General features: G+C 55.1%; 23 protein-coding genes. 22 read left to right on the top strand and 1 reads right to left on the bottom strand.

Features of this window, described 5'->3' with window-relative positions; translation table 11 throughout:
- Positions 1–84: 84 nt before the first annotated feature.
- Positions 85–1143, bottom strand: coding sequence for a quinolinate synthase NadA (nadA, locus tag AB7933_RS26815; RefSeq protein WP_024077137.1), 1059 nt, complete (start codon positions 1141–1143; stop codon positions 85–87).
- A gap of 640 nt (positions 1144–1783) precedes the next feature.
- On the opposite strand from nadA, the gene AB7933_RS26820 reads away from it, so the two are divergent.
- The 22 genes from AB7933_RS26820 (at position 1784) to AB7933_RS26925 (ending at position 22291) form a co-directional block, all read left to right on the top strand.
- Positions 1784–2644 (top strand): ParA family protein, encoded by an 861-nt coding sequence (locus AB7933_RS26820; RefSeq protein WP_305452926.1) that lies wholly within the window; start codon positions 1784–1786, stop codon positions 2642–2644.
- A gap of 1 nt (position 2645) precedes the next feature.
- Positions 2646–3404: a hypothetical protein gene (locus AB7933_RS26825; protein WP_305452925.1), complete on the top strand. Its 759-nt coding sequence runs from the start codon at positions 2646–2648 to the stop codon at positions 3402–3404.
- Positions 3404–4102, top strand: a complete 699-nt coding sequence (locus tag AB7933_RS26830) for a DUF2786 domain-containing protein (protein WP_073451670.1) — start codon at positions 3404–3406, stop codon at positions 4100–4102. Before AB7933_RS26825 ends, AB7933_RS26830 begins: the two co-directional genes overlap by 1 nt.
- Positions 4099–4818, top strand: coding sequence for an HNH endonuclease signature motif containing protein (locus AB7933_RS26835; RefSeq protein WP_073451672.1), 720 nt, complete (start codon positions 4099–4101; stop codon positions 4816–4818). Before AB7933_RS26830 ends, AB7933_RS26835 begins: the two co-directional genes overlap by 4 nt.
- Positions 4802–5020 (top strand): hypothetical protein, encoded by a 219-nt coding sequence (locus AB7933_RS26840; protein WP_056791344.1) that lies wholly within the window; start codon positions 4802–4804, stop codon positions 5018–5020. Before AB7933_RS26835 ends, AB7933_RS26840 begins: the two co-directional genes overlap by 17 nt.
- The gene (dnaB, locus tag AB7933_RS26845) at positions 5017–6366 is read left to right on the top strand and encodes a replicative DNA helicase (protein WP_073451674.1); all 1350 of its coding nucleotides are present in this window, start codon (positions 5017–5019) and stop codon (positions 6364–6366) included. Before AB7933_RS26840 ends, dnaB begins: the two co-directional genes overlap by 4 nt.
- Positions 6367–6528: 162 nt before the next feature.
- A complete protein-coding gene (locus tag AB7933_RS26850; RefSeq protein ID WP_020303015.1) occupies positions 6529–7050 on the top strand; it encodes a hypothetical protein in 522 nt (173 codons plus the stop codon).
- Positions 7047–7286 carry a type II toxin-antitoxin system HicA family toxin gene (locus AB7933_RS26855; RefSeq protein ID WP_020303014.1) on the top strand — a complete coding sequence of 80 codons (240 nt, stop codon included), beginning with the start codon at positions 7047–7049 and terminating at the stop codon, positions 7284–7286. Before AB7933_RS26850 ends, AB7933_RS26855 begins: the two co-directional genes overlap by 4 nt.
- On the top strand, positions 7286–8287 hold the full coding sequence (gene yejK, locus AB7933_RS26860) for a nucleoid-associated protein YejK (protein WP_305452924.1): 1002 nt from the start codon (positions 7286–7288) through the stop codon (positions 8285–8287). Before AB7933_RS26855 ends, yejK begins: the two co-directional genes overlap by 1 nt.
- Positions 8288–8321: 34 nt before the next feature.
- Complete coding sequence (locus AB7933_RS26865) at positions 8322–8558, top strand: Arc family DNA-binding protein (protein ID WP_056791336.1); 237 nt, start codon at positions 8322–8324, stop codon at positions 8556–8558.
- The gene (locus AB7933_RS26870) at positions 8555–10321 is read left to right on the top strand and encodes a ParB family protein (RefSeq protein WP_056791333.1); all 1767 of its coding nucleotides are present in this window, start codon (positions 8555–8557) and stop codon (positions 10319–10321) included. The genes AB7933_RS26865 and AB7933_RS26870 overlap by 4 nt, the downstream gene beginning before the upstream one ends.
- 27 nt (positions 10322–10348) lie before the next feature.
- Positions 10349–11056 carry a DUF2857 domain-containing protein gene (locus AB7933_RS26875; protein ID WP_056791329.1) on the top strand — a complete coding sequence of 236 codons (708 nt, stop codon included), beginning with the start codon at positions 10349–10351 and terminating at the stop codon, positions 11054–11056.
- On the top strand, positions 11053–12363 hold the full coding sequence (locus AB7933_RS26880; RefSeq protein ID WP_020303009.1) for an STY4528 family pathogenicity island replication protein: 1311 nt from the start codon (positions 11053–11055) through the stop codon (positions 12361–12363). Before AB7933_RS26875 ends, AB7933_RS26880 begins: the two co-directional genes overlap by 4 nt.
- Complete coding sequence (locus tag AB7933_RS26885; protein ID WP_375156296.1) at positions 12360–13793, top strand: hypothetical protein; 1434 nt, start codon at positions 12360–12362, stop codon at positions 13791–13793. Before AB7933_RS26880 ends, AB7933_RS26885 begins: the two co-directional genes overlap by 4 nt.
- A gap of 7 nt (positions 13794–13800) precedes the next feature.
- Positions 13801–14526, top strand: a complete 726-nt coding sequence (locus AB7933_RS26890) for a PFL_4669 family integrating conjugative element protein (protein ID WP_056791325.1) — start codon at positions 13801–13803, stop codon at positions 14524–14526.
- A gap of 5 nt (positions 14527–14531) precedes the next feature.
- Complete coding sequence (locus tag AB7933_RS26895; protein ID WP_056791646.1) at positions 14532–15071, top strand: DUF3158 family protein; 540 nt, start codon at positions 14532–14534, stop codon at positions 15069–15071.
- A 15-nt stretch (positions 15072–15086) separates the two neighbouring features.
- The gene (locus AB7933_RS26900) at positions 15087–15542 is read left to right on the top strand and encodes a single-stranded DNA-binding protein (RefSeq protein ID WP_056791322.1); all 456 of its coding nucleotides are present in this window, start codon (positions 15087–15089) and stop codon (positions 15540–15542) included.
- A gap of 103 nt (positions 15543–15645) precedes the next feature.
- Positions 15646–16089 (top strand): hypothetical protein, encoded by a 444-nt coding sequence (locus AB7933_RS26905; RefSeq protein ID WP_056791318.1) that lies wholly within the window; start codon positions 15646–15648, stop codon positions 16087–16089.
- 61 nt (positions 16090–16150) lie between these two features.
- On the top strand, positions 16151–16348 hold the full coding sequence (locus AB7933_RS26910) for a CrpP family ICE-associated protein (protein WP_198712263.1): 198 nt from the start codon (positions 16151–16153) through the stop codon (positions 16346–16348).
- Positions 16349–16445: 97 nt separating this feature from the next.
- Entirely contained in the window at positions 16446–18350 is a 1905-nt protein-coding gene (gene topA, locus AB7933_RS26915) for a type I DNA topoisomerase (RefSeq protein WP_198712262.1), read from the top strand.
- 108 nt (positions 18351–18458) lie between these two features.
- Positions 18459–20339 carry a hypothetical protein gene (locus tag AB7933_RS26920; protein ID WP_106118570.1) on the top strand — a complete coding sequence of 627 codons (1881 nt, stop codon included), beginning with the start codon at positions 18459–18461 and terminating at the stop codon, positions 20337–20339.
- Positions 20336–22291: a DEAD/DEAH box helicase gene (locus AB7933_RS26925; RefSeq protein WP_305452916.1), complete on the top strand. Its 1956-nt coding sequence runs from the start codon at positions 20336–20338 to the stop codon at positions 22289–22291. Before AB7933_RS26920 ends, AB7933_RS26925 begins: the two co-directional genes overlap by 4 nt.
- The last annotated feature ends 6 nt before the right edge of the window (positions 22292–22297 follow it).

The raw sequence follows: 22297 nt of genomic DNA on the forward strand, positions 1-22297 counted from the left end.
CTCTACATTCAATATTTCTATTGACTGACACACCGTCATCGGGGGCAAGCCCCCTCCCACATTTTTAACCGAGCTCGCTTCGTTTCAGGCGTTACCGGCCAGCTTCAGGCGCGCAGCCTGAGTGAAATCCAGCATGCGCTTGAGCGGCCGCACCGCCTGCGGGATCACCGAAGGCTCGACGAAGATCTCGTTACTGCCCTCACGCAGGCACTGCAAGGTGCGCTCCAGCGTATTCATCGCCATCCACGGGCAGTGTGCACAGCTGCGGCATGCCGCGCCGTTACCGGCGGTAGGCGCTTCGACGAAGACCTTGTCCGGGCACAACTGCTGCATCTTGTAGAAGATGCCGCGGTCGGTGGCGACGATGAAGGTCTTGTTGGGCAGACGCTGCGCCGCGGCAATCAACTGGCTGGTGGAACCCACCGCATCCGCCAACTCGATCACCGACGTCGGCGACTCCGGGTGCACCAGGATCGCGGCGTCCGGGTACAGCGCCTTCATATCTTCCAACTGCTTGGACTTGAACTCTTCATGGACAATGCAGGCACCGTCCCACAACAACATGTCGGCTCCGGTCTGGCGCTGGATGTAGGTACCCAGGTGCTTGTCCGGGCCCCAGATGATGGTTTCGCCGTTATCCATCAGGCTTTCGACGATTTCCAGCGCACAACTGGAGGTCACCACCCAATCCGCCCGCGCCTTGACCGCCGCCGAGGTGTTGGCATACACCACCACAGTGCGCTCGGGGTGCTGATCGCAGAACGCCGAAAACTCATCCACTGGGCAACCCAGGTCGAGGGAGCACGTGGCTTCCAGGGTCGGCATCAGGATGCGTTTTTCAGGGGTAAGGATTTTGGCGGTCTCGCCCATGAAACGCACACCGGCGACCAGCACGGTCTTGGCCGGGTGGGCGGCGCCGAAGCGTGCCATTTCCAGGGAATCGGAGACACAGCCGCCGGTTTCTTCGGCCAGGGCCTGAATCACCGGGTCGCAATAGAAGTGAGCGACCAGCACCGCGTCCTGAGCTTTCAGCTCGGCGGCGATGGCGGTACGCAGGCCAGCCTCTTCATCGGCACTGAGGACCTTGGGCTGCTTGGCGTCGAGGTGGGCTTGAACCAGTAGGCGTTCGGAAATTTGCGTCATGTTCGCAAGACCTGCAGGCGCAGTTGCGCGAAAGTCGAGTGTACCACCGGCTCTGGAGCCCTTCGGGCGCCGCCGGACGAAGTGAGGGTGTTCATCAAGCACGGGTTAAAGTGAAGCTGGGCAAGGCTACAGAATATCGAATGGTTTCAAAAGCCTAATCTGGCGCTCGAGGCCGTGATAAGCGGGTAAAAAAACGGGAAACACCATCGCTGGTGTTTCCCGTTTTTTTATCTCGCTCAACGCCGACAGGGTTGATTCAGGCCAGGCGACAAACGTCAGAAGCGGTACGCGACCGAGACACTGGCCTTGCTGTTACAAAAACTCGTCAAGGGCCGCATAAGCCGACCGCAGGAGGGCGAGAATCGCCTCCTCGACGGGGGCGTATGACTCGACATCTCACGGACGGCGCATGACACATCGACTTTTTCACAAGACAAAAAAAAACCCGGAAATCCTCACTTGCGTGGGCCTTCCGGATTTTCTAAACCGCCAAAAATGGTGGGTCGTGTGGGATTCGAACCTACGACCAATTGGTTAAAAGCCAACTGGTTTTCAGGTCTCGAAACCAATTGGTTATGGGTCAGAATCTACCCGATTTTCGATGCAGCCTCTAATGAATTCACATTAGAGGCTCTAAACCATGAAAATCACTGCGGTCGTTTCGACCAAAGGCGGCGTTGGTAAAACCACCATTGAGGCCAACCTCGGCGCATTCTGCGCGGACGCGGGCCTTCGCACCCTCCTAATCGATCTGGATCCCGCCCAGCCTTCGCTTTCCTCGTATTACCAATTGGTCGAGGAAGCTCAGGGCGGCATCTATGACCTGCTCGCGTTCAATATCACCGACTCCCTCAAGATCATCTCCAGCACGACGATTCCTAATCTGTCCCTGGTGATCTCGAACGACGTAAATAACCAATTGAACAGCTTGCTCCTGCAGGCACCGGACGGCAGATTGCGACTGGCCAATCTGATGCCGGCATTCGAAGGCCATTTTGACCTGGTACTGATTGACACCCAAGGTGCCAGATCGGCCATGTTGGAAATGGTAGTTCTCGCGTCTGACTTGGTCATATCCCCTCTTCCACCCAACATGCTCGCCGCACGCGAATTCAGCCGTGGAACCATGCAGATGTTGGATGGCCTCCGTGCATATGGGCGCCTGGGTATGAAAATTCCTCCCGTGCGGATCGCAATTAACAACCTTGATCAAACCACCGACGCGCAGGTGATCGAGCAGTCAGTCCGCGAAATATTCCAAGACAATGAAGAAATCAGCGTTTTGGACAGCATTATTCCCACTGCAGTGGTGTTTCGTAGCGCTGCGTCCCAAGGCGTTCCAGCACACCGCCTGGAATATCGCCAGCCTTCCAACCGCAAATCCCCAGCAGCCCTAGTCGTCATCCGGCAATTGGCCATTGAGCTCTTTCCAGAATGGCGCGAGCGCTTCGAGGCCATGACCGAAGATAGGGTAGCCAAATTGGTGAAGGAGGATCGTTGAGATGGCGAAGCCCTCGATCACCGATGCTCGCAGTATTACTGCAGACGTCATCCTAGAGATTGGCAAGTACTACAGCGCTCAACAATTGCGCAGCTTGCAAGCCAAGCTAAGTGGTACCGCTCGTGACATCCACTCCCTGACAAGCGGAACACATTTACCCGGCCGCATTGGTGCTCATTTGAGCTTTGAACAGCGTCAGCTTTTGCAGGACGCTGCGAAGCTTATTGAGTCATTGAATTCGAACATAAAGCACGCAAAGGAGAAGCGCGGCCGCGACGAAAGCATGGCCAAGCGGCGTCAACAAGCACGAGATGCAGAGGCTAAGCGACTGGTAGCTGAAACATATCTGAAACCTTTTGTTCCTGACCCAGCTGCTCTGGAACCTCTCCTGGAGATTCTTAAAACAGCGCTGACGCTCAATCGCGCAGACGTTTTCAGGAATGGTTATTCCCCTGGTGAGTTCAATCTCAGGCTCCGTGATTACCTGTCGCCTGCCCGCACACGAAAGCTCATTGGCTGGACCAGCCCAAGTGCGTTCTGGATAAGCACGGTCCTCTCTCTGCGTAATGACGTTGCGCACTCTATTGAACAGGAGATTTCTTACGACGATGGCTCCAGTGTCCAGGACCGTCTCAACGTTCTGAAACAGAAGGTTTTGGACTGTCGCGCCCAGGTTTATCTCTCAGCGGATGAAGAGGAAACACTGCGACTTTGGTCAGAGGCGCTCTCTCCTCGTGCCCAGCAGGAAGGGGGTGAGTGATGGATAAGCAAAGAGTTCTTGAAAAAGTTGCTAAATGCTTTGCACTGGCCAACTCCAACGGTGCATCGCCGAATGAAGTAGAAACAGCGCTTCGTCAAGCCCGAAACCTGATGAAGCAGTACAACCTCGAAGCCATCGAGGTTGCGGCTCATACGGTTGATGAAGCGAGCGTTGCCACACATACCCGCCGGGCTCCACAAGATTGGCTTCACCTGCTCGCTCAGACGTGTGCGCGAGCGTTCGATTGCCAACACATTGCCTACTACAACCCTTTACAGGGCTGGTCCTTCAAGTTCCTGGGCAAAGGTATTTCGCCAGAGCTCACTGCACACGCGTATTCCGCACTGCTTCACCAATTGGTGGCAGCACGCCGTGAGCATGTAGCCCAACAAAAGCGATGCCAACTGAAAACCAAGCGTCGTCGCGGCGCTCTGTTTGCCGAAGGTTGGATAAACGCCGTGAGTTACAAAGTGGCTCAATTCGCCGGCTCTATGGACAGTGAAGCAAGCGAAGCTATCAGCGCCTACTTGGAACACCACCATCCAATGCTGAAAACCTTCGAGATCCAGTCCCGTGAAGCCAAAGGCCACGATACCGGGTCGCTAACCGCAGGTTGGAATCAAGGGCAAAACGTTCGGCTCCACCACGGTGTAGTGAAAACAGGCTACACCGCTCTCATTTCCGGAGGTGGGCAATGACACGTCAATGTCTGTCCCCTCTGGCTAAGGCTACCTTGGAGCATGCGCGCTCCCGATTGGGTTTTGTGCCGGTTCAAAAGCATCATATTTGGAGTGAGGCTGAGGAGCGCATGCTCATTGCCCGCTATCCCAACGAAACGACCCAGGCTCTGGCCGATGAAATCGGACTCAGCGTCTATCAGGTCTATGCCAAGGCCAAACGCCTTGGCATATCCAAGAGCGCTGAATTCCTAAGCAGCAATCTCTGTGGCCGATTTGATGGTAGCTCAGGCACGGACCACCGCTTTGCCAAGGGCATGACCCCTTGGAACAAAGGCGTCAAGGGACTCCCCTCAGTCGGCCGCATGGCAACAACACAGTTCAAGGCAGGAAACCGGCCCGAGAACTGGCTCCCGATTGGCAGCCTGCGCACAACACCAGACGGGTATCAACAGCGAAAAATCACTGACACCGGCTACCCACCAGTTGATTGGCAAGGTGTGCACATCCTGCTGTGGGAAGAGCACTACGGTCCCGTGCCCATCAACCAATGCGTGTGCTTCAAGGACGGTAATAAGGCCCATATCGCTCTCGACAATCTAGAGCTGCTCACACGAGCGGAGCGTATGCGCCGCAACACCATCCATCGCTATCCGGAAGAGCTGAAGTCCGCCATTCGCGCCATCGGCAAACTCAAGCGCACCATTCGTGAGGCTGAACATGAAAAACAAGATTGAGGATCTCCGTAACCACCTGTTCGCCACTATTGAAGGCCTGCTGGATCCAGACAAGCCAATGGAGCTAGATCGCGCCAAAGCCGTGGCCGAAGTTGCGCAGGTGATGATCAATTCGGCCAAGGTCGAAGTGGCGATGGTGAAGGCTCTGGACGCGGTTAGTGGAAGCGGCTTTATGCAGATTGGTCAGGAGCCCTTGAAATGAACCACCTCGACCTCTCCCCCCCCCACTCCGTCGAGGCAGAACAAGGCGTATTAGGCGGGCTGCTGCTCGACAATAACGCCTGGGATCTCGTCGCAGACAAGCTGGAATACTCGGATTTTTTTCGGCACGACCATCGGTTGCTGTTCGGGACTATTGCCAGCCTGGCCGACAAAGCCATTCCATTCGATATCGTGACCGTACATGACGCATTGGAGAATCCCGACGAAGCGGGTGGCCTCGCTTACCTCGGCGAATTAGCCAAAAACACACCGTCAGTGGCCAACATAGAGCACTACGCATTCATCGTACGTAACCGCTCTCAGCTCAGGCAGCTCATGACCCTGGGCTACCAGTGCTCTCGCGAAGCTACAGATCCGCAGGCCGACGCCACGGAAGTTCAGGAGTCCATCGAGCAGCAACTCTTCGCCTTGGGGGAAGGTAAAAGCGCGTCGGAGTTCGTCAACATCAACAAGTGCCTGACGGCGGTCGTCGAGCAAATCGATGAGCACTTCAATGGTGATGTAGTGGTGACCGGCGTGCCTTCAGGTCTGGACGATCTGGACGAGATGACGTCTGGTTTCCAGGAAGCCGACTTGATCATCCTCGGCGCACGTCCGTCGATGGGTAAAACATCTCTGGCCTTGAACTTTGTGGATACAGCGCTGCAGGCAAAGCCTGATCGTACGGTCCAGGTTTTCAGCATGGAGATGCCCGCTAAAGCGCTGCTCTATCGATTGATGGCCATCCTTGGCCATCTCGACCTTGGCAAGCTATTGAAGGGCAAGCTCGATAACGAAGACTGGCCAAAACTGACCGCCGCAGTTTCGCGCATCAATAGCTACGGTGAGCGCTTGGTCATAGACGACTCATCAGGTCTTACACCTGGTGCGATCAGGGCCAAATCCCGCCGTGCGGCTCGCCGGTTCGGCCACCCGAGCCTGATCCTTATCGATTATCTGCAGCTCATGCGCTGCCCAGGTCAAGAAAACCGGGCGAATGAAATCAGCGCTATCTCCCAAGCACTTAAAGCGCTGGCCAAGGAGATGAACTGCCCTGTAGTCGCTCTTTCTCAGCTCAATCGTGAACTGGAACGCCGCCCGAACAAGCGCCCTATCAACGCCGATTTGCGTGATAGCGGCGCCATCGAACAGGACGCGGACCTGATCATGTTCGTGTACCGCGACGAGAAATATCACCCGGAGACCGAACACAAAGGCATTGCAGAAATCATCATCGGCAAGGCTCGTAACGGCCCGACCGGAACGGTGCGCACCGCCTTTATTCCACACCAAACCCGCTTTGCAAATCTCAGTGCCAGCAGTGGCTGGCAAGGGGTTCAGCCATGAAAAATACTCCCGCTATCTCTCATTGGTGCCGTCATTGTGACGGTCACCATCCGATACATCAGGTGAGTGGAGTTGTACCGGCCTCCCCTGACGGTGAAGTGGACGTGCTGATTTGCCCAACCTGCAATAGCTATGACATCGAGGAGCTTCTGGAGGTGTCAGATGCACAGTAACGTCTCCCTTTTCCCAAGCATTCATGCCGGTGCCGGGTTCGAAGCCTCGGCCGTGGTTCACGCTCATAAAACGGGGATCAACCCCGTTGAACTGGACGCTCTTGCTCAATCGATTGGTCGCCTTGCTCGTGACCACAGCACAGTAGTCCCGTTGAGTATGCGAGGCGATCTTCTGGAGTTTCAGGAACTCGGCTACATCGAGGTATCCGAAACAGCAAGCTCAACGCTTACCGTCGAACTGCTCTGCGCAGGTGCGTTGCTCTCAAGCTACTTCTGGTCGGTTTGGGTTCCCCGTCATCTCCAAAGCTGCTCGTTGAAAGTGGCTGTGATGTCCCACCTGCAACATCCAGAGCCAGTTCAACACTGCAGCGTTGTATTCCGCGTGCCAGGCGCACGTGAAGCAACACGTCAATTTCTACATGAGTTGGGTACCAAGTTTCCTGGTGATCAGGCTGAAATCATTGCGATTCAGGCCGGCAACGTTCTGGCAGACAAGGATGTTGACCAATGACCGTCAGCCGTTTACGTGGACAGCACGAGAACCTTCGCTATTTGGTGGAGTTTGCTGAGGCTAACGGCTGGACCGTCTCTCGAACTCACGGTGGCCACATCAAATTCACCAAAGCTGGGCTTGGGTCCATTTACACCTCGTCGACCTCAAGCGATCACCGCTCAGGCCTCAACGCTAAGGCCCGACTTCGTCGCGCTGATCGGACTCAACCTCAACGTACTCAGGAAGCCATCTAATGCCTATTCGTCATTGCATCGTTCACTGGATCGACAAGAAGCCCGACGGCACACCTGCGGTCCTGGATGCCAGCCAACACGAATTGGCGAAGTCGCAAGCCCTAGAAAATATGCTGTCCGACTTCAACGAAGCCTACAACGCAAAACAAGGTAAAGCGTGGGGCTTCTTCCATGCAGAGTCCGGCGCATACCCTTTCAGTGGCTGGCTAAAGATGTACTTCGACGGTAACCAGGGCTTCACGCAGTTTAGCCTGGAGGCAGTCGAGCACCTGCAACGATTGATGGAAGAGTCAAATCTGTCCACGGGTGGCCACGTTCTATTCGCGCACTATCAACAAGGCATGACCGATTATGTGGCGATCGCCATGCTGCAACACAGAGAAGGCGTCATGGTGACGGACGATTTGGACGTATCCCCATCGCGTCACCTAGACCTTGGCCAACTGCACCTGGCAGCGCGGATCAACGTGTCCCAGTGGCAGAACAACAAGCAATCCAAGCAATACATCTCATTTATCAAGGGCAAGAGCGGCAAGAAGTTTTCGGAGTACTTTCGCGAGTTCATCGGCTGCCAGGAAGGCGTCGACGGCCCGGGCGAGACCCGCACCCTGCTCAAGGCTTTCAGCGACTTCGTTGAAAGCGAAGACCTGCCGGACGAATCCGCACGCGAGAAAACCAAGACCCTGGTGGACTATGCCAGCAGCCAGGCCAAGCTTGGCGAGCCCATTGGCTTGGAAGAACTGTCGAGCTTGATTGATGAAGATCGGCCAAAAGCGTTTTACGACCATATCCGCAACAAGGATTACGGCCTGTCGCCGGAAATCCCGGCGGATAAGCGCACCCTCAACCAGTTCCGCCGTTTCACCGGCCGCGCCGAAGGCTTATCCATCAGCTTCGAAGCGCACCTCCTGGGCGACAAGATCGAGTACGACGAGGCTTCAAGCACGCTCACCATCAAAGGTTTGCCTACCCAACTCAGTGATCAGTTGAAACGTCGCTGAACATACCCCTGCCCGATAAGTAATGGAGAACGCTATGAGCAATGAAACCAAACGTCAGCTCGAAGAAAAATTCGTAGTCCGCCTTCCGGACGGAATGCGCGAGCGAATCGCACTGCAGGCACGTGAAAACACCCGGTCAATGAACTCGGAAATCGTTCACCGCCTGGAAGCGACCGCGGGGCTTGAAGCCGCTTTGGATCGAGCCCACAAGATCATTGACCAACTGATGGCTGCAGCTCCGGCCAATGAGCAAGCTGGGGCAAGAGTATGAAACCGTCATTGGCACAGACTATGAAAGAAAAGCTGCAGCTTCCTGGATTTGAATCCAAGTCGCCAGCTGCTGCTCGCTTGAGCGACCCCATCGTCGACACACCGATGTTGCTGACATTGGACGATACGCTGCCGTATGACGAAAACCCACGGACCACGCGCAACCCTAAATACGACGACATTAAGGAGTCGATCCGTCAGCGTGGCTTGGATACGCCACCGCCAGTGACCCGTAAGCCTGGTGAGGAGAAGTTCCGAATCCGGAACGGAGGCAACACTCGCTTGGCGATTCTCAACGAATTGTATCGTGAGACTGGGGACGAGAAATTCTTCAGGTTCCACTGCCTGTTTCGTCCATGGGATGCAGTCCGGGGGGAGATTATTTCTCTCACCGGGCACTTGGCCGAAAACGATCTGCAGGGGCAACTGCTGTTCATCGAGCGGGCAATTGGTGTCGATAAGGCAAGAGCGCTATATGAGGAGGAAGCAGGCGGATCGATATCTCAAAGTGAACTCTCTCGACGTTTGAAAGCTGACGGGTATCCGATCTCTCAGCCCCACATCAGCAGAATGCAAGATGCTATTCGCTACTTGCTTCCTGTAATTCCTGCAATGTTGTACTCCGGCCTCGGATTTGATCGAGTTATAAAACTGTTAGGTTTGAGAAAAACCGCCCTTCAGTGCTGGGAGCGTAATTATCAGCAGCATGGAAACGAGCTGCCTCTTGAATTCGAAACAGTCTTCCAAGATGTTCTGTCTCAGTTTGAGGGAGATGCCGAAGAGTTTCTGTTTCAGCGCTTCCAGGACGAGTTGATAGCTCAACTGCAAAAGCCACTGAATCTCGGGTACGAGAAAATCCTGCTGGAGATTACCCAGAATCAGGACCAATTGCGCAGATCCACACCGATACTCGAACTGCCTCAACCCAGCTTAACCTTGGGTGGTATTCCGCAGGGTGTTAGCTCGACCGAGATCGGTAACCCTCCCTCTCAAAATCCGGCACAACAGTCGCCCGCCCCCCAAACCGGGGGAGCGATTCAAACCAACACAGCACAACAAAAAAGCAAAGATCCAATCAAACCGCAGGTTACGCCACCTCCATTGGCGCACATGAGTCTCGAAGAGCAAAAGAGTCGGCTGGACGGGCACATTGCGAGTCCAGTGACGACTTCGGCAAGGGTCGAAAAGATGAAGCGCGAAGTCGCGGCGCTTGATGGGGAGATTCTGCCTGACTTCGCGGCCAATGCTTTGGTGGCCATCCCGGTTCAAGCCGGTGGACTGAATCCCATTTCTGACCTCTGGTACATCGAACGCGAGATCGATAATCCCGTCACCCTGCGTCAGCATATCGCTCAGTTGGCACGGGAAGTTGCGACCACAGTCAATGCACCTGGTGAATTCCTGGACCTCGACGGAGGGGTGGGCTTTAGCTATCGACATCCAACTGAAGACGTCGAAGTCACCGCTACAGCCCAGCACACTTTGACGCTGCTCCAATCATTGAGCGGCTCAATCGCCATCGCGCTGAAGATGATTCAGCAACAGCCTGAACAGGCTGGTTCACTTGCCGATTTCGAATTTGCTGCAGGTCTCGGCCAGATCCTATTGGGTCAGCCCTATGCCAAGGATCAATCTCCAGAGAACACGAATCGTCTGAGCGATGGCGCGCTGGTGAAGCTCTTTCGAATTATTCGTCTCGCAAGACGTTTGATCGACTTAGAAATCAAGTCAATGGCCAACAACAATCCGAGTTCACCTAGCTGATTGGGTCGATGGCAGGGAGAGAGTCGTATGTCCAAAACACCTATCAATGAAGCCATCCTGTCTCAGGTGCTGCACCACATGCGCAACGGCCAACTCCGTCGCTGCATAGAGATGGGATTGGAGCCCGAAATCTTGGCCCAGCTTCAACAACCTTCGGTGCTGAGCTTGCTGCTTAACACTCCCGTTTCCTGGTGCAGTGTCACGATAGATGGAGACATGGTGAAAAAGCTTCTGACCGGGGCTCAACGATCAGACGAGGAAGTGCGCATGATTGAACGTGCTCTTCGACTCGGGGCAACGACACAGATGCTGCAACAGTTCTTTGGCTTATCCCCCCAGGATGTTGCCCTTCAACGCCTGGTGATTGGCGTAACAGCACGCCGTGGCCGGTGGCGAGAGTTTAGCGAAGAGATGGATGCTCAGCTTTGGTACCGCTGGACCCATCTGATGAAAGAGCATCAGGTTGAGCTGGATGACAGCCTGGCGTTGCTGGACGTGGCCATGCTGGTGGCAGAAGAACTCAATGCTCCACAGGGCGCCGACTCAATTGAAGGCACGGAAAACCTCAGTTTAGCGATAATCTGGCACCGCGTTCAGTCATGGATCAGAGACGGCCTTTATCCGCCTTCGCATCCAAGCGCTGGATTTACAAAAGGTTTGAAGCTGGTGTCATCGGCCAACCATCAGTTGGCCCTACCAGTAGTTACACTGGGGCAAGGTGACAACGACCTATGAAGTTGTCCCGGCTCCCCTTCTCGACACTTCTGGACTCTGCATCAGGGCATCTTGAGGCTCATCTGCGTCAGAAAAAAGAGTCGATGCCCCCGGGGATTGAGGGCTCAGCGCCCTACTCCGGCATTATTTTCAGCGGTAACCCTCATGAGACAGTTCCTCGTCGATTGCTTCTGGATGATCGACTGTCTCCGCTTGAACGAAACGCCTGGCAGGTATTTCGCCTACTGATCAATGACGACGGCCTGACGGCGTTCCCCACCTATGAGCAGCTACGGCCATACCTGGGCATGCTACCCGGCAGACCGGCGTCCCGTGAAACGGTATCAAAAGCCTTGGTCACCCTTCGCCTGACTCGCTGGCTCAGCCTCGGTCGTCGCGTGCGTAATGACCTCAGTGGTCAGGTTCAAGGCAACGTCTACCTTCTTCACGATGAACCTGTAACGCCTGGTGAAGCGCTGGAGTTCGACAAAGACTATCTGCAGTTACTCGCTCAATCGATGGAGCATCAGACCAAGGCGATTCGTGAAGTTGCTGAAATAGCCTGGAAGGAGTTCGCCGCAGATCCGGAGGTTGGTCAGCGATTACCGACTCGGTTGAACATCATCGAAGCTCGCTTGAACAGTCAGCCATGGGTTCAGGCAACAGCCCTTCAGCCTTTGACTGCTCCCGAGTTCGGAATCCGAACTCAGCAAAATATAGCTGCCTCCACACTGAGTTCGGAATCCGAACTCAGTGAATCCAGCGGTAAGCGAATCGCTTTTGAGCTGAGTTCGGAATCCGAACTCAGCCGTAAATCACTGAGTTCGGACTCAGTTCGGAATCCGAACTCATATAGTACGTATACAGATACAAACAAAGATGTTTGTAAAAGCTCTGTACATGTACCGCCCACGTCAGATGACACGGCTGCAGACCTCCTGGATGCCCTGCACCGGCTGCCCACGGATCAGAAACAGAGTGCCCTTGTGGCGTTGCAGAAAGTCCCACCAGAGGTGAAGCCTGCGCTCATCAAGCAATGGGTGCACCGTTGTGACACGGGAGGCGTTCGAAACCCTTTTGGGTATCTGATGACGCTTGTCGCCACGGCGGTACGAGGTGACTTCAACAGCAATTGGAAGCCAGACGACAAACCACGTCTCAACCACATGAACACGGGTAGCCCGTCGACGGGCTCAAGCACCGTTGAAGTTGCTCAACCGGTGAAAGCGATGGTGACTCCACGCAATCCGGAATCGATACAAACCGCCAATCAAACACTGAGCGAGATGCTGCACCTGCTAAAGCCCAATCGGAGCACACATTCATGACTCCGGACGGAAATGTCAGTCAGCCAAGCTATGCCGCCCGCATGGCGCTGACCAGACTTGATACCGGTTATGGCAGAGAGCTGAGTGATTCGGGCCGAATCATTCAACCAGGATCCCAGGTCAGCGGCATAGCCGAGCTGAGTGTTGCTGCCCGCAACACCCAGCCAGGATTCGATATCGGTGGAGGCATTCAGCCAAGTGATGCGGCCCGCATCACCCTGACAGAATCCGTAATCTGTGGTGGCCGTCGGCTGAGTGCTGTGGCCCACACCACTCACCAGGGATCAGATACTCCAGGTGGCAACTCAAAGCTATGTGGGCCACATAACTACCGGCTGGATGATGCGGCCCGCATCACCCTGACAGAATCCGTAATCTGTGGTGGCCGTCGGCTGAGTGCTGTGGCCCACACCACTCACCAGGGATCAGATACTCCAGGTGGCAACTCAAAGCTATGTGGGCCACATAACTACCGGCTGGATGATGCGGCCCGCATCACCCTGACAGAATCCGTAATCTGTGGTGGCCGTCGGCTGAGTGCTGTGGCCCACACCACTCACCAGGGATCAGATACTCCAGGTGGCAACTCAAAGCTATGTGGGCCACATAACTACCGGCTGGATGATGCGGCCCGCATCACCCTGACAGAATCCGTAATCTGTGGTGGCCGTCGGCTGAGTGCTGTGGCCCACACCACTCACCAGGGATCAGATACTCCAGGTGGCAACTCAAAGCTATGTGGGCCACATAACTACCGGCTGGATGATGCGGCCCGCATCACCCTGACAGAATCCGTAATCTGTGGTGGCCGTCGGCTGAGTGCTGTGGCCCACACCACTCACCAGGGATCAGATACTCCAGGTGGCAACTCAAAGCTATGTGGGCCACATAACTACCGGCTGGATGATGCGGCCCGCATCACCCTGACAGAATCCGTAATCTGTGGTGGCCGTCGGCTGAGTGCTGTGGCCCACACCACTCACCAGGGATCAGATACTCCAGGTGGCAACTCAAAGCTATGTGGGCCACATAACTACCGGCTGGATGATGTGTCCCGCATCACCCTGACAGGAACCGTGATCTGTGGTGGCCGTCGGCTCAGTGCTGTGGCCCACAACACTCAACAGGGATTCGATACTCCAGGTGGCAACTCGAAGCTATGTGGGCCACATAACTACCGACTGGATGATGCGCACCGCATCACCCTGACAGGATCCGTAATCTGTGGTGGCCGTCGGCTCAGTGCTGTGGCCCACAACACTTACCAGGGATCCCGGATCGCTGACGGCAGTCAGACAGACAATGTTGCTTCTCTCCTTCTATATATAGACGCCTCAACAAATCCCCTTCCGTCTGACTATGGATTTAATGCTGCGTCCGTAGCAGCCCAATTGCAGCATGGCCATGTCAATCCTCTTTCCAAGGAATAACTGCACCATGGCTGACAATTACCGGCTCAATATTGGCTCACTACGCAGCGATGTGAAGCTCACCCTTCACACCCATCATGCTGCACGGATCTGGATGGGACGCCCAAAAAACGATCTCAAGGTCGGCATCATCGGATTGTCGGGCTTCTGCACTGTAGTCAACCGCATGTCACGTGGCGCCCAGCAGGATGATCCGTATTCAGACTGGTGGATGATCCAGCTTGAAGAGAAGATCCACGATTCAAAGGAGGCACTCAAAACCATCGAAGATCGTCTCGATACAGCCATGGCTTCCCTCCCCCCGGCCATCAGTATCAGCGAGAACCTGTCCATCCAGCCTGTCAGCCTCCCTCTATACATCGCCAATCCACTCGGCTTCCAAGCCGTGTACCTACTGACCAACTACGACGAAATTGTCAGGCGCATTTTGCTGGCCCAGCACGTCGGTCTGGTCGGTCGTCACGACATGGAAACTTGGATCGATGAAGGCGCTGCCGTGCTGCGCAGACTTTTTGGTCTGGCCCAGATCTATAAATACTCCGGCGCTGCACGCGATGACTTCGCCGCCAACAATGCCAAGGCTGAAGCAGCCCGCAAAATGTATGAGCGTTACGGAGAACTGCCGCAGGACATCCTGGAAGGCACCCGCCGCTCCAACTTTGCTCCCCCCATCATTCGCGGCCAACAGCAATCCGAGGCGAGTGATCACTTTGATGATGCCGAGGAAGGCTGATGGTCATGGGCCAGACGTCCTCAGAAGACGGCGTGCTGCAACAGACCGCCTTCCGACCACTGCAACAGGATGCCTTCCAACGACTGCAACAGGCTGCCTCACTAAAAGGCCTTTTAAAGCCTTTTAAAGGTAAGGGGGAGTTGAGCCAATTTGCCGATCTATGCCGGGTTCAAGAATCGGAATTGAAAGCACTTGCCCAGGAAGTGCTGAGCCAGGCTCGCCGGTATCCATTCACCCTTGTGCCAGTTCGACTGACAGAACAGAACACCCAGGCCGGAACCCAATTTCTGAGATGGCAGCAGGTGACGGACCGCCGAATGGGCGTCGGTGTTTGGGCAGACATGATGGGTTCATCCAGAACACCAGAAATCATGCTGCAGGACTTGTACGCAATGGAACTGCAGCGCATCACGCTGAACATGCAAATGAGCCTGATGCACTCAATTGCCAAACAGGCCGCCGATTGCGCCGAAAAAATGGGCCAGGCAGAGGCCGTGTACACCGCTCGACTGCAGAAGCTCACCAATCAAACGCAACATCCATAACCTCGGAGAATACTCATGTCCACACCCGTACAAGGCTGGGAAGGCAATATCGGCTCCACCCCGGAATTCAAAGAGTTCGCCAACGGCAACAAGGACCCACGGAGGCTCATGCGGGTCAACGTCTACTTCGACAACTCGATTCCGGACGGTAAAGGCGGGTATGAAGATCGTGGGGGGTTCTGGGCGAACGTCGAGTGGTGGCACAAAGATGCTGAACACTACTCGCACCTGTTTCAGAAGGGCATGCGCGTGATCGTTTCCGGCCGAGCCGTAATGGATCGCTGGGAAAAAGATGGGGAGGAAAATGCGGCTCTGAAGGTTCAAGCCTCGCGGGTCGCCATCTTGCCGCACAGGATTGCGAGCGTGACCCTGTCACCGTCGCAGGGCCAAGGCAGCCCGTCACGTGATCAGTCCAGTCCGCAACCTGCCCCTGATTTCGACGACTACCCGGACCCCGACCGTCCGTTCTGATTGCAGGGGCTTAATTTTGGCCCCCCAATCGTTAAGCTCGTGGTGGAGGGAAAAACATCAACGTCTTTCCCTCCCCAATCGTGAAGCCTTAAGGTGTATGACAATGCGGGACGATGATGAGGTGAGGTGTCCAGATGGCTGGCTTCTGGTAGCAGCGGATCACCCCACGTTGGGACGGCTGTACTGGCGGTACTGTGATGAGAGCGACGTCAACGCAGCAGACTTCTACGGTATCACCGACAACATTCGACTCGCCTCCTGGATAAAAGCTGGTTGGCGTGATAAAGACGTCTGGGCTGATGACTACAGTGACATGAGCTCATTCGTTGCACGAAGATTCATACAAGAGCTTTTGAACCCTGATCGCTACGACACCAACTATTTCGAACTTTTCAACTGGGATGATGAGTCTGAGGATCTTGAGCTTCATGGCGATTTACACGATTTTCAACGACGAAGTGGTCAGTCCGTTGAGTTCTTCGTGCATTGGCTAAGGGCCACCAATTGGTTCGACATCCCGGCACCTGGCTGCAACACCCTCCCGTAAAAAAATCGCGCCAAGCGCGGATCTGCTGGAAGATGAATTTGAGCATCGTGGAGCAACCGGCATGGGTGATAACGCTTTCTTCCCTACAGCCTCTGACAGGCGACGGTGCAACAATCCTCACCTGACGGTTTTTGCCACTGGTGCGGCCGCTGCGCGGAAAGGGCTACGGGTGTATGACTGCCCTTACCAACATCCCGCTATGCGTGCGTCTTGGCTAAAGGGCTTTGCCCAGGCACAGCAGCTCTCGCTGGACCTATAGCCGCTTAATGCCCTCCCCCGCGCATTGACCATTTCCTATTGAAGCCCTACCTGCCTGAGGCAACAGTCCCACTCTGATTATTTGAGAGGGACACACCGTGAAGCTATTGATCATCGAGGCACCTGGTAAGCTGAAAAAGCTCCAGCCAATGATGAAGAAGCTACGCCCAGGCGAAGACTGGCAGGTGGTTGCCAGTGGTGGGCACATCCGCGACCTGCCGGCCAAAGGTCAGGACGACAGCATGATCACCACCGGAGTACGTAAAAACTACACACCGGTGTACGAGATCCTGGATAAGAGCGGCAGAGCCGTCAAAACGATCAAGGCCGCAGCGAAACAGGCCAGTGAAATTTACCTCGCAACCGACCCTGATCGTGAAGGTGAAAGCATCAGCTGGCACATCCAGCAGGTACTGGCGGTCAAAAACTACAAACGCATTACTTTTAACGAGATCACTCTCAAGCGCGTTGAAGAAGCACTGGCCAATCCACGACAAATCGATCTGAACAGGGTTGCCTCACAGGAATGCCGGCGTGTTCTGGATCGCCTAGTGGGTTACCTAGTGACCCAAGAGTTGCGGCGCCTGATGGGCAAACCTACTTCCGCTGGCCGCGTTCAATCACCCGCCGTGTTTCTCGTGGTCTTGCGCGAACGCGAGATCCGCAACTTTCAGGTGATCAATCACTTTGGCGTGCGTCTGTTCTTTGCCGACGTGAGTCGGGGCACCACTTGGTATGCCGAGTGGCAACCGGTACCGGATTTCGCAAGCAAGGACTTCCCCTACGTTCAGGATATCAACCTGGCCCAACTCGTCGCCGGCACGCGCAACATCGTTGTCGAGTCCTGCGAGGATCGCAAGGCCGAGCGTCATCCTCCCGCACCATTCATCTCCTCGACCCTTCAACAAGCTGCTAGCAACGCCTTGAAATGGGATCCGGACAAAACCATGCAGGTGGCCCAGCGCTTGTACGAGCAAGGCGTGATCACTTATCACCGGACGGACAACCCCAATGTCCCAGACGAAGCCATGGAGGATATTCGAACGGTGGCCAACGCTCTTGGATTGAACGCCGTAGATGAACGGCGCACGTTTAAAGCGGCCGAAGGCGCGCAGGAAGGTCACCCTGCCATTACACCGACCTATTGGTCCGAAAGATCCGCCGGTGAAAAAGATGACGAACTGGCCCTGTACAAGTTGATCTGGGTTCGGGCGTTGGCCAGCCAGCTTGAGGCCGCTATCTACGACGTGCGTACTGCGAAACTGCTCGCTGTTGGTCCAGGCGGCAAAGCCCTGCGCTTCACTGCATCGGGCAAAACACTCTGCCATCCGGGATGGATGAAGGTGCTCAAGGGCGATGATACGGATGAAGAGGAAGACGCAGAAGCAGACAACCCTGTGCCAGCGCTCACTCCAAAACAGATTCATTCGGTCCACAGCGGCGAACTGCTGAAGAAGAAAACTCAACCACCGTCACGCTACACCAAGGCCAGCCTGATCAAAGAAATGGAACGGCGCGGTATCGGTCGTCCAAGTACGTTCGCCTCCATCTTGAAGAACATCACCAGCAAAGGACTGATCGAGGAAAAGAGCCGCAAACTGGTACCGGCGCCTCTGGGGGAGGAAACGATCGCGAAGCTCGAAGGGTTCTTCAGTTTCGTGGAGCTGGATTTTACGCGGGAATTGGAGCGCGACCTGGACAAAATCGCCCAGGGCCAAGACACCTACGGCGCCGTCGTTGCACGTCTGCATAAGCGCCTGGAAGAGGAACTGTCTCAGCAACGTGGTATGCCAAGTGTGCCAATGGCGTCAGCTCCACGCCCAGCCACAGCCGGTGGCGCTTTCAACTGTCCCAAATGCAATCAGCCTCTCGCAAGGCGTCAGAAAAAAGGGGACGGCGGCTATGACTTCTGGGGCTGCACCGGGTACAGGTCCAACGGCTGCAAAGTCAGCTTTCCCTCACTGAATGGCAAACCAGACTTCGATAAACCCAGAGGGGTTTAACTCTTACTACCGAGAGCATAATTCACTGCTAACGGTGTTATGCATTAACGCTGGAACCTACCTCTTCCGTACCTGACATTCCTCTGCGAATAGCGGAGGAGGTCACGGGTGAGCGAACAGAAAAGACAATCGGTGTTGGGACTGCGCATCTTAGCGCCGAAGCTGGAAAAGTTCTCAGATCGCCAGATTGAAGTGGCCCAGACTTGGGCTTTGCATTTTCAGATCTCACCTTCCCTCCTGACCTCGTTCATCGAGCACTACCTCAACTCTAATGTCCACTCCCGCTGCTGGTGTGTGGCATGGGACAGTACCAATGCTCAAACGCGCCAGGTTCTGGCCAGGATCGGCAACCAGCTTCAGTACTTCGACGGCCAGCAATTAATGGCCTGCAAGATCGTAACTAAAGATCGCGTACATAAAAAAAAGCCGTCCGTCCAGGTAGCCCAGCAGCTGCTGCTGAGATTTAAGGGGCGTTGGTTTGCTGATGTGCTTCTGACGTCGTTTTGCAAGTCTGCACGAGCGGCAGCAGTTGCGCTCGCGGTTGAGGATCTGGGTAGTTTTATTCGCAAAGGCTCGGATGCGTCGGTAAGCAACAATCGTTACTTCAACCCGCGCACGCAGTTTTACTTGAAACAGATCGGCAGCACGCTGAAGCAGTATTGCCAGTGCCTGGACCAGGAACTTCTATTCGCTATTCGTTCAGCGCAGTGCCCTTCCCCAAAGCTCTATAACTGGCTGGCTCAAGGGGACCGCGTACGTCGACTACAAGCCCTCAAGGTTCAACCGGTGCTAATCCCTCTCTTAGTTTTGGCCAACCAATGGCCTTGGCCATGGGACGAAGAGCAAAAGATTTTCCTGGAAAGCCCATGGGATGAACTTCAAGAGTTTCGACCTATCTTGCGCGACGACGACTACTGCGTGGAATCCAGGGAATGCCTAGTGGGCCGTATCACGGACGCTGGCCTCCCCCTGAACGACATCTTGGCATGGCTCTTACAAGCTCCAAGAACATCAGTTCGGTACTTGGGCCAACAACGCGTTTTTGATACCGGCAGCGCATTGACGCGAATAAGCCGTGAAGGTCCGGATACTCCGTGGCATCGATTGCTGCTTGGAGCAGCAATGGTCAACCGCCGCCCTTCGACTAAGACGCACTGGAAAACCTTTTTTGCATTGCTGGATAAGATTCCCTATCAACTTTTGGAGCAGACAAAAGACTGGAGCAGGTTGTTCTCAGGATGTCCGACAGAGTGGTCCAACCCTGATTGGCTTCAAATTGCTGATAGGCTGCAAGATCTGAATGATGTTTTTAATAGCGTTGATGAAAGCGACGGACCCGACGCCCGTGACGCACTGCAAAAACTCAAAAGCTTCATAGGTACTGCTACCTATCACCAGATCGCCAACTTAGTGGATGGCTTTCACCTGGCACTGATAGACATACGTGAAGCTCTTGATGCCGCAGATCCCCAAACAAAAGCGGACTCTTCAACGCCCTGGAGGACGCTGCTTAATTCGAACGACACACTTCTCGTAAGCCCGAATGGGCTGCAAATTGTCGAGCTGAAATGCCCAGCGGACCTTGATGCAGAACATCGAGCGCTAGGCCATTGCATTGATGGTTACGACTACAGCGCTTATCGAGGCAACTGCCGTCTTTTTTCAGTACGCGAAAACGGACAATCATTGGCCTCTGCCGAAATCCAAATGGATGAGAGTGCCTGGGGCAAGACACCGGCAAAATTGACTTCTAAACACTTGGTCACGATACAGCTGAGAGGGCTCCGCAATCGCACACCTAGGTCGGGCTCAAGGGTTGACCGGGCTTACCAATGGTTTTGGGCAAAGATCAAATCAGGTGAGATCGAGGTCAACCTGGAATGGCCCGACCACACACTATCCATGCCCCGCTATACAAATCGAAACCGGAAAAAGCTGCACGCTCAAGCGTGCACAGAATGGATCAACCAGCGTTTGAGTAAAACATGAGCCGTCCGCGCCTTTTGAATAGTCGGCCCCATCTGGTCGAGAAGGTTATTTTCGACGGTTATGACTTCGGGATTCTGCTGCAGTACGTCGAGGGGGCCAACCGCCTGTTTCTTGAGCGTGATGGGTTCTACATACGCCGTGCGGAGCATCCTCAACATCGCTACTGGCGAATGCCCAAGGGTAAATTGCTGGATGACCTGGATCTGCTCTTCCACCGTCTGATGGAGTTGACGGAAGGCCGTTTCAACGAGAGCTGGCAGACCTTCTCTGCAAAGCTTGCAGCAGCACAACAATCACCAGACCGGCAAGCATTCACCTGGGGTCTAACGTTTCGAATTGCTCCACTGGCTCAGGGCGGCATTCTGCTGTCGGGCGACTATCACCCTGGAGCCGTCGCGGTATCTCGACGTATGCACGGCGTGTTCCTTGGCCAGTCGAAGTCTTGGCGCATTGATTCGACCGCCGAACTGGTGCGTTCCAACCTCATTCTTGAGTTGGGGCTTTCTGAAGATCAGTTTGAGATCCTGGACACCGTGCAGGAGCTGCTGACCGACGGATCCATTGTTCCGGCCGATGAAGTCACCCGCATCAGCCTCGGAGGTCCGCCGCAAGAGCGCGCAGCCCCAATCGGAAATGAAGAGGTCTCAACAGACGTTTACCTTGCCGCTGTGCCATCCATCGAGCGGACCGAGTTCACTAGCGAGCAAATCGACCAGGCGTTGACGGGGCATTCATTGCTGGACCATCAACCGGCAGGCATCCGGCATCTGCTGCAACGGACTAGCGCTTTACTTGCAGATGATATGGGCCTTGGGAAAACGCGCCAGGCCATCATCGCTGCCGCAATTCGAGCGGGAGACAGCCCCATCCTCGTCATCACCTTGTCGACTCTGATCATCAACTGGCAACGTGAAATCCAGATGGTGTATCCCGAAGCCAGAATAGGCCAGCAGGTCTTCGATCCCTCGTTGCAGTGGACCATCATTAACTACGAGCGCTTGGGCGACTATGTCCTGCAGGCCGGCCATTTTGAAGTGATGATCATCGATGAGGCTCACCGCCTGAAAGAGCCCACCGCAGCGTGGACACGCCATGGCTTCGACATTGCCGCCAAGGTGCCCAATCGCTATTTGTTGACTGGTACACCCGTCCTGAATCGAGAGTCAGAACTTCACACGCTATTGCGGCTTTCCGGCCATCCCGTTGGGAAGCTGTCACTCAAAGAGTTCTGCGAACAGTTCGCCGGCAGCCCAGAGTTTCGCAAGAACCTTCGAGAGGCGATTGGCGACTGGATGCTTAGGCGCCGCAAAGACGTGCTCACGGAGCTCAAGGGTAAGCAACGGCAGACTTTGCCGGTAGAGCTGTCAGTCGAGGAGCGTCGTGAATACGACCGGACACGCCTTGAAGACAGACCAAGTCTTGCCAGGCTAGGCTCACTGCGCCAGTTGCTGGAGCAGGTGAAAGTTCGGGTCGTCATGGAGCTGCTGTGCGAACTGGATGTGGAAGACAAAGTCATCCTGTTCTGTGAGTTCAAGGACACCGTCAGCACGCTGCGTGCTGAGTGCGAACAAGCCGGATACGGCTGCGTTACCGTGGTAGGCAGTGACTCCCTGGGCAAACGCCAAAAAGCGATCGACCGTTTTCAAAGCGATCCCGACACCAGAGTGTTCGCAGCGACCACCTCTGCCGCTGGTACCGGAAATAATCTAACTGCTGCCAATTATGTGATGTTCCTGGGGCTGCCCTGGACGCCAGGACTACAGGATCAGGCTGAGGATAGAGCCTACCGGAATGGGCAGCTACGCATGGTTGTGGTGAAAATCCCGCTGGTGGAGAACACCATTGATCAGATGCTCTGGCAAATGCTGCTTGATAAACGCCAACTGGCGAGTGACCTAATCGAGCCCGATGCAGCGGCCAAAACTAGATCCGAACTGCTGACTTACTTGTAAGCAATT

The sequence above is a fragment of the Pseudomonas gorinensis genome, from assembly GCF_042015035.1.
GTDB lineage: Bacteria > Pseudomonadota > Gammaproteobacteria > Pseudomonadales > Pseudomonadaceae > Aquipseudomonas > Aquipseudomonas gorinensis.

Bases quoted from the DNA above. Each gene is read 5' to 3' on its own strand.
- AB7933_RS26905 (WP_056791318.1), top strand. From the start codon at position 15,646: ATGCGGGACGATGATGAGGTGAGGTGTCCAGATGGCTGGCTTCTGGTA.
- AB7933_RS26870 (WP_056791333.1), top strand. From the start codon at position 8,555: ATGAAACCGTCATTGGCACAGACTATGAAAGAAAAGCTGCAGCTTCCT.
- nadA (WP_024077137.1), bottom strand. From the start codon at position 1,143: ATGACGCAAATTTCCGAACGCCTACTGGTTCAAGCCCACCTCGACGCC.
- AB7933_RS26900 (WP_056791322.1), top strand. From the start codon at position 15,087: ATGTCCACACCCGTACAAGGCTGGGAAGGCAATATCGGCTCCACCCCG.
- AB7933_RS26925 (WP_305452916.1), top strand. From the start codon at position 20,336: ATGAGCCGTCCGCGCCTTTTGAATAGTCGGCCCCATCTGGTCGAGAAG.
- dnaB (WP_073451674.1), top strand. From the start codon at position 5,017: ATGAACCACCTCGACCTCTCCCCCCCCCACTCCGTCGAGGCAGAACAA.
- AB7933_RS26890 (WP_056791325.1), top strand. From the start codon at position 13,801: ATGGCTGACAATTACCGGCTCAATATTGGCTCACTACGCAGCGATGTG.
- AB7933_RS26835 (WP_073451672.1), top strand. From the start codon at position 4,099: ATGACACGTCAATGTCTGTCCCCTCTGGCTAAGGCTACCTTGGAGCAT.
- AB7933_RS26850 (WP_020303015.1), top strand. From the start codon at position 6,529: ATGCACAGTAACGTCTCCCTTTTCCCAAGCATTCATGCCGGTGCCGGG.
- AB7933_RS26830 (WP_073451670.1), top strand. From the start codon at position 3,404: ATGGATAAGCAAAGAGTTCTTGAAAAAGTTGCTAAATGCTTTGCACTG.
- AB7933_RS26885 (WP_375156296.1), top strand. From the start codon at position 12,360: ATGACTCCGGACGGAAATGTCAGTCAGCCAAGCTATGCCGCCCGCATG.
- AB7933_RS26880 (WP_020303009.1), top strand. From the start codon at position 11,053: ATGAAGTTGTCCCGGCTCCCCTTCTCGACACTTCTGGACTCTGCATCA.
- AB7933_RS26910 (WP_198712263.1), top strand. From the start codon at position 16,151: ATGGGTGATAACGCTTTCTTCCCTACAGCCTCTGACAGGCGACGGTGC.
- yejK (WP_305452924.1), top strand. From the start codon at position 7,286: ATGCCTATTCGTCATTGCATCGTTCACTGGATCGACAAGAAGCCCGAC.
- AB7933_RS26865 (WP_056791336.1), top strand. From the start codon at position 8,322: ATGAGCAATGAAACCAAACGTCAGCTCGAAGAAAAATTCGTAGTCCGC.
- AB7933_RS26855 (WP_020303014.1), top strand. From the start codon at position 7,047: ATGACCGTCAGCCGTTTACGTGGACAGCACGAGAACCTTCGCTATTTG.
- AB7933_RS26820 (WP_305452926.1), top strand. From the start codon at position 1,784: ATGAAAATCACTGCGGTCGTTTCGACCAAAGGCGGCGTTGGTAAAACC.
- AB7933_RS26875 (WP_056791329.1), top strand. From the start codon at position 10,349: ATGTCCAAAACACCTATCAATGAAGCCATCCTGTCTCAGGTGCTGCAC.
- AB7933_RS26840 (WP_056791344.1), top strand. From the start codon at position 4,802: ATGAAAAACAAGATTGAGGATCTCCGTAACCACCTGTTCGCCACTATT.
- AB7933_RS26825 (WP_305452925.1), top strand. From the start codon at position 2,646: ATGGCGAAGCCCTCGATCACCGATGCTCGCAGTATTACTGCAGACGTC.
- AB7933_RS26895 (WP_056791646.1), top strand. From the start codon at position 14,532: ATGGGCCAGACGTCCTCAGAAGACGGCGTGCTGCAACAGACCGCCTTC.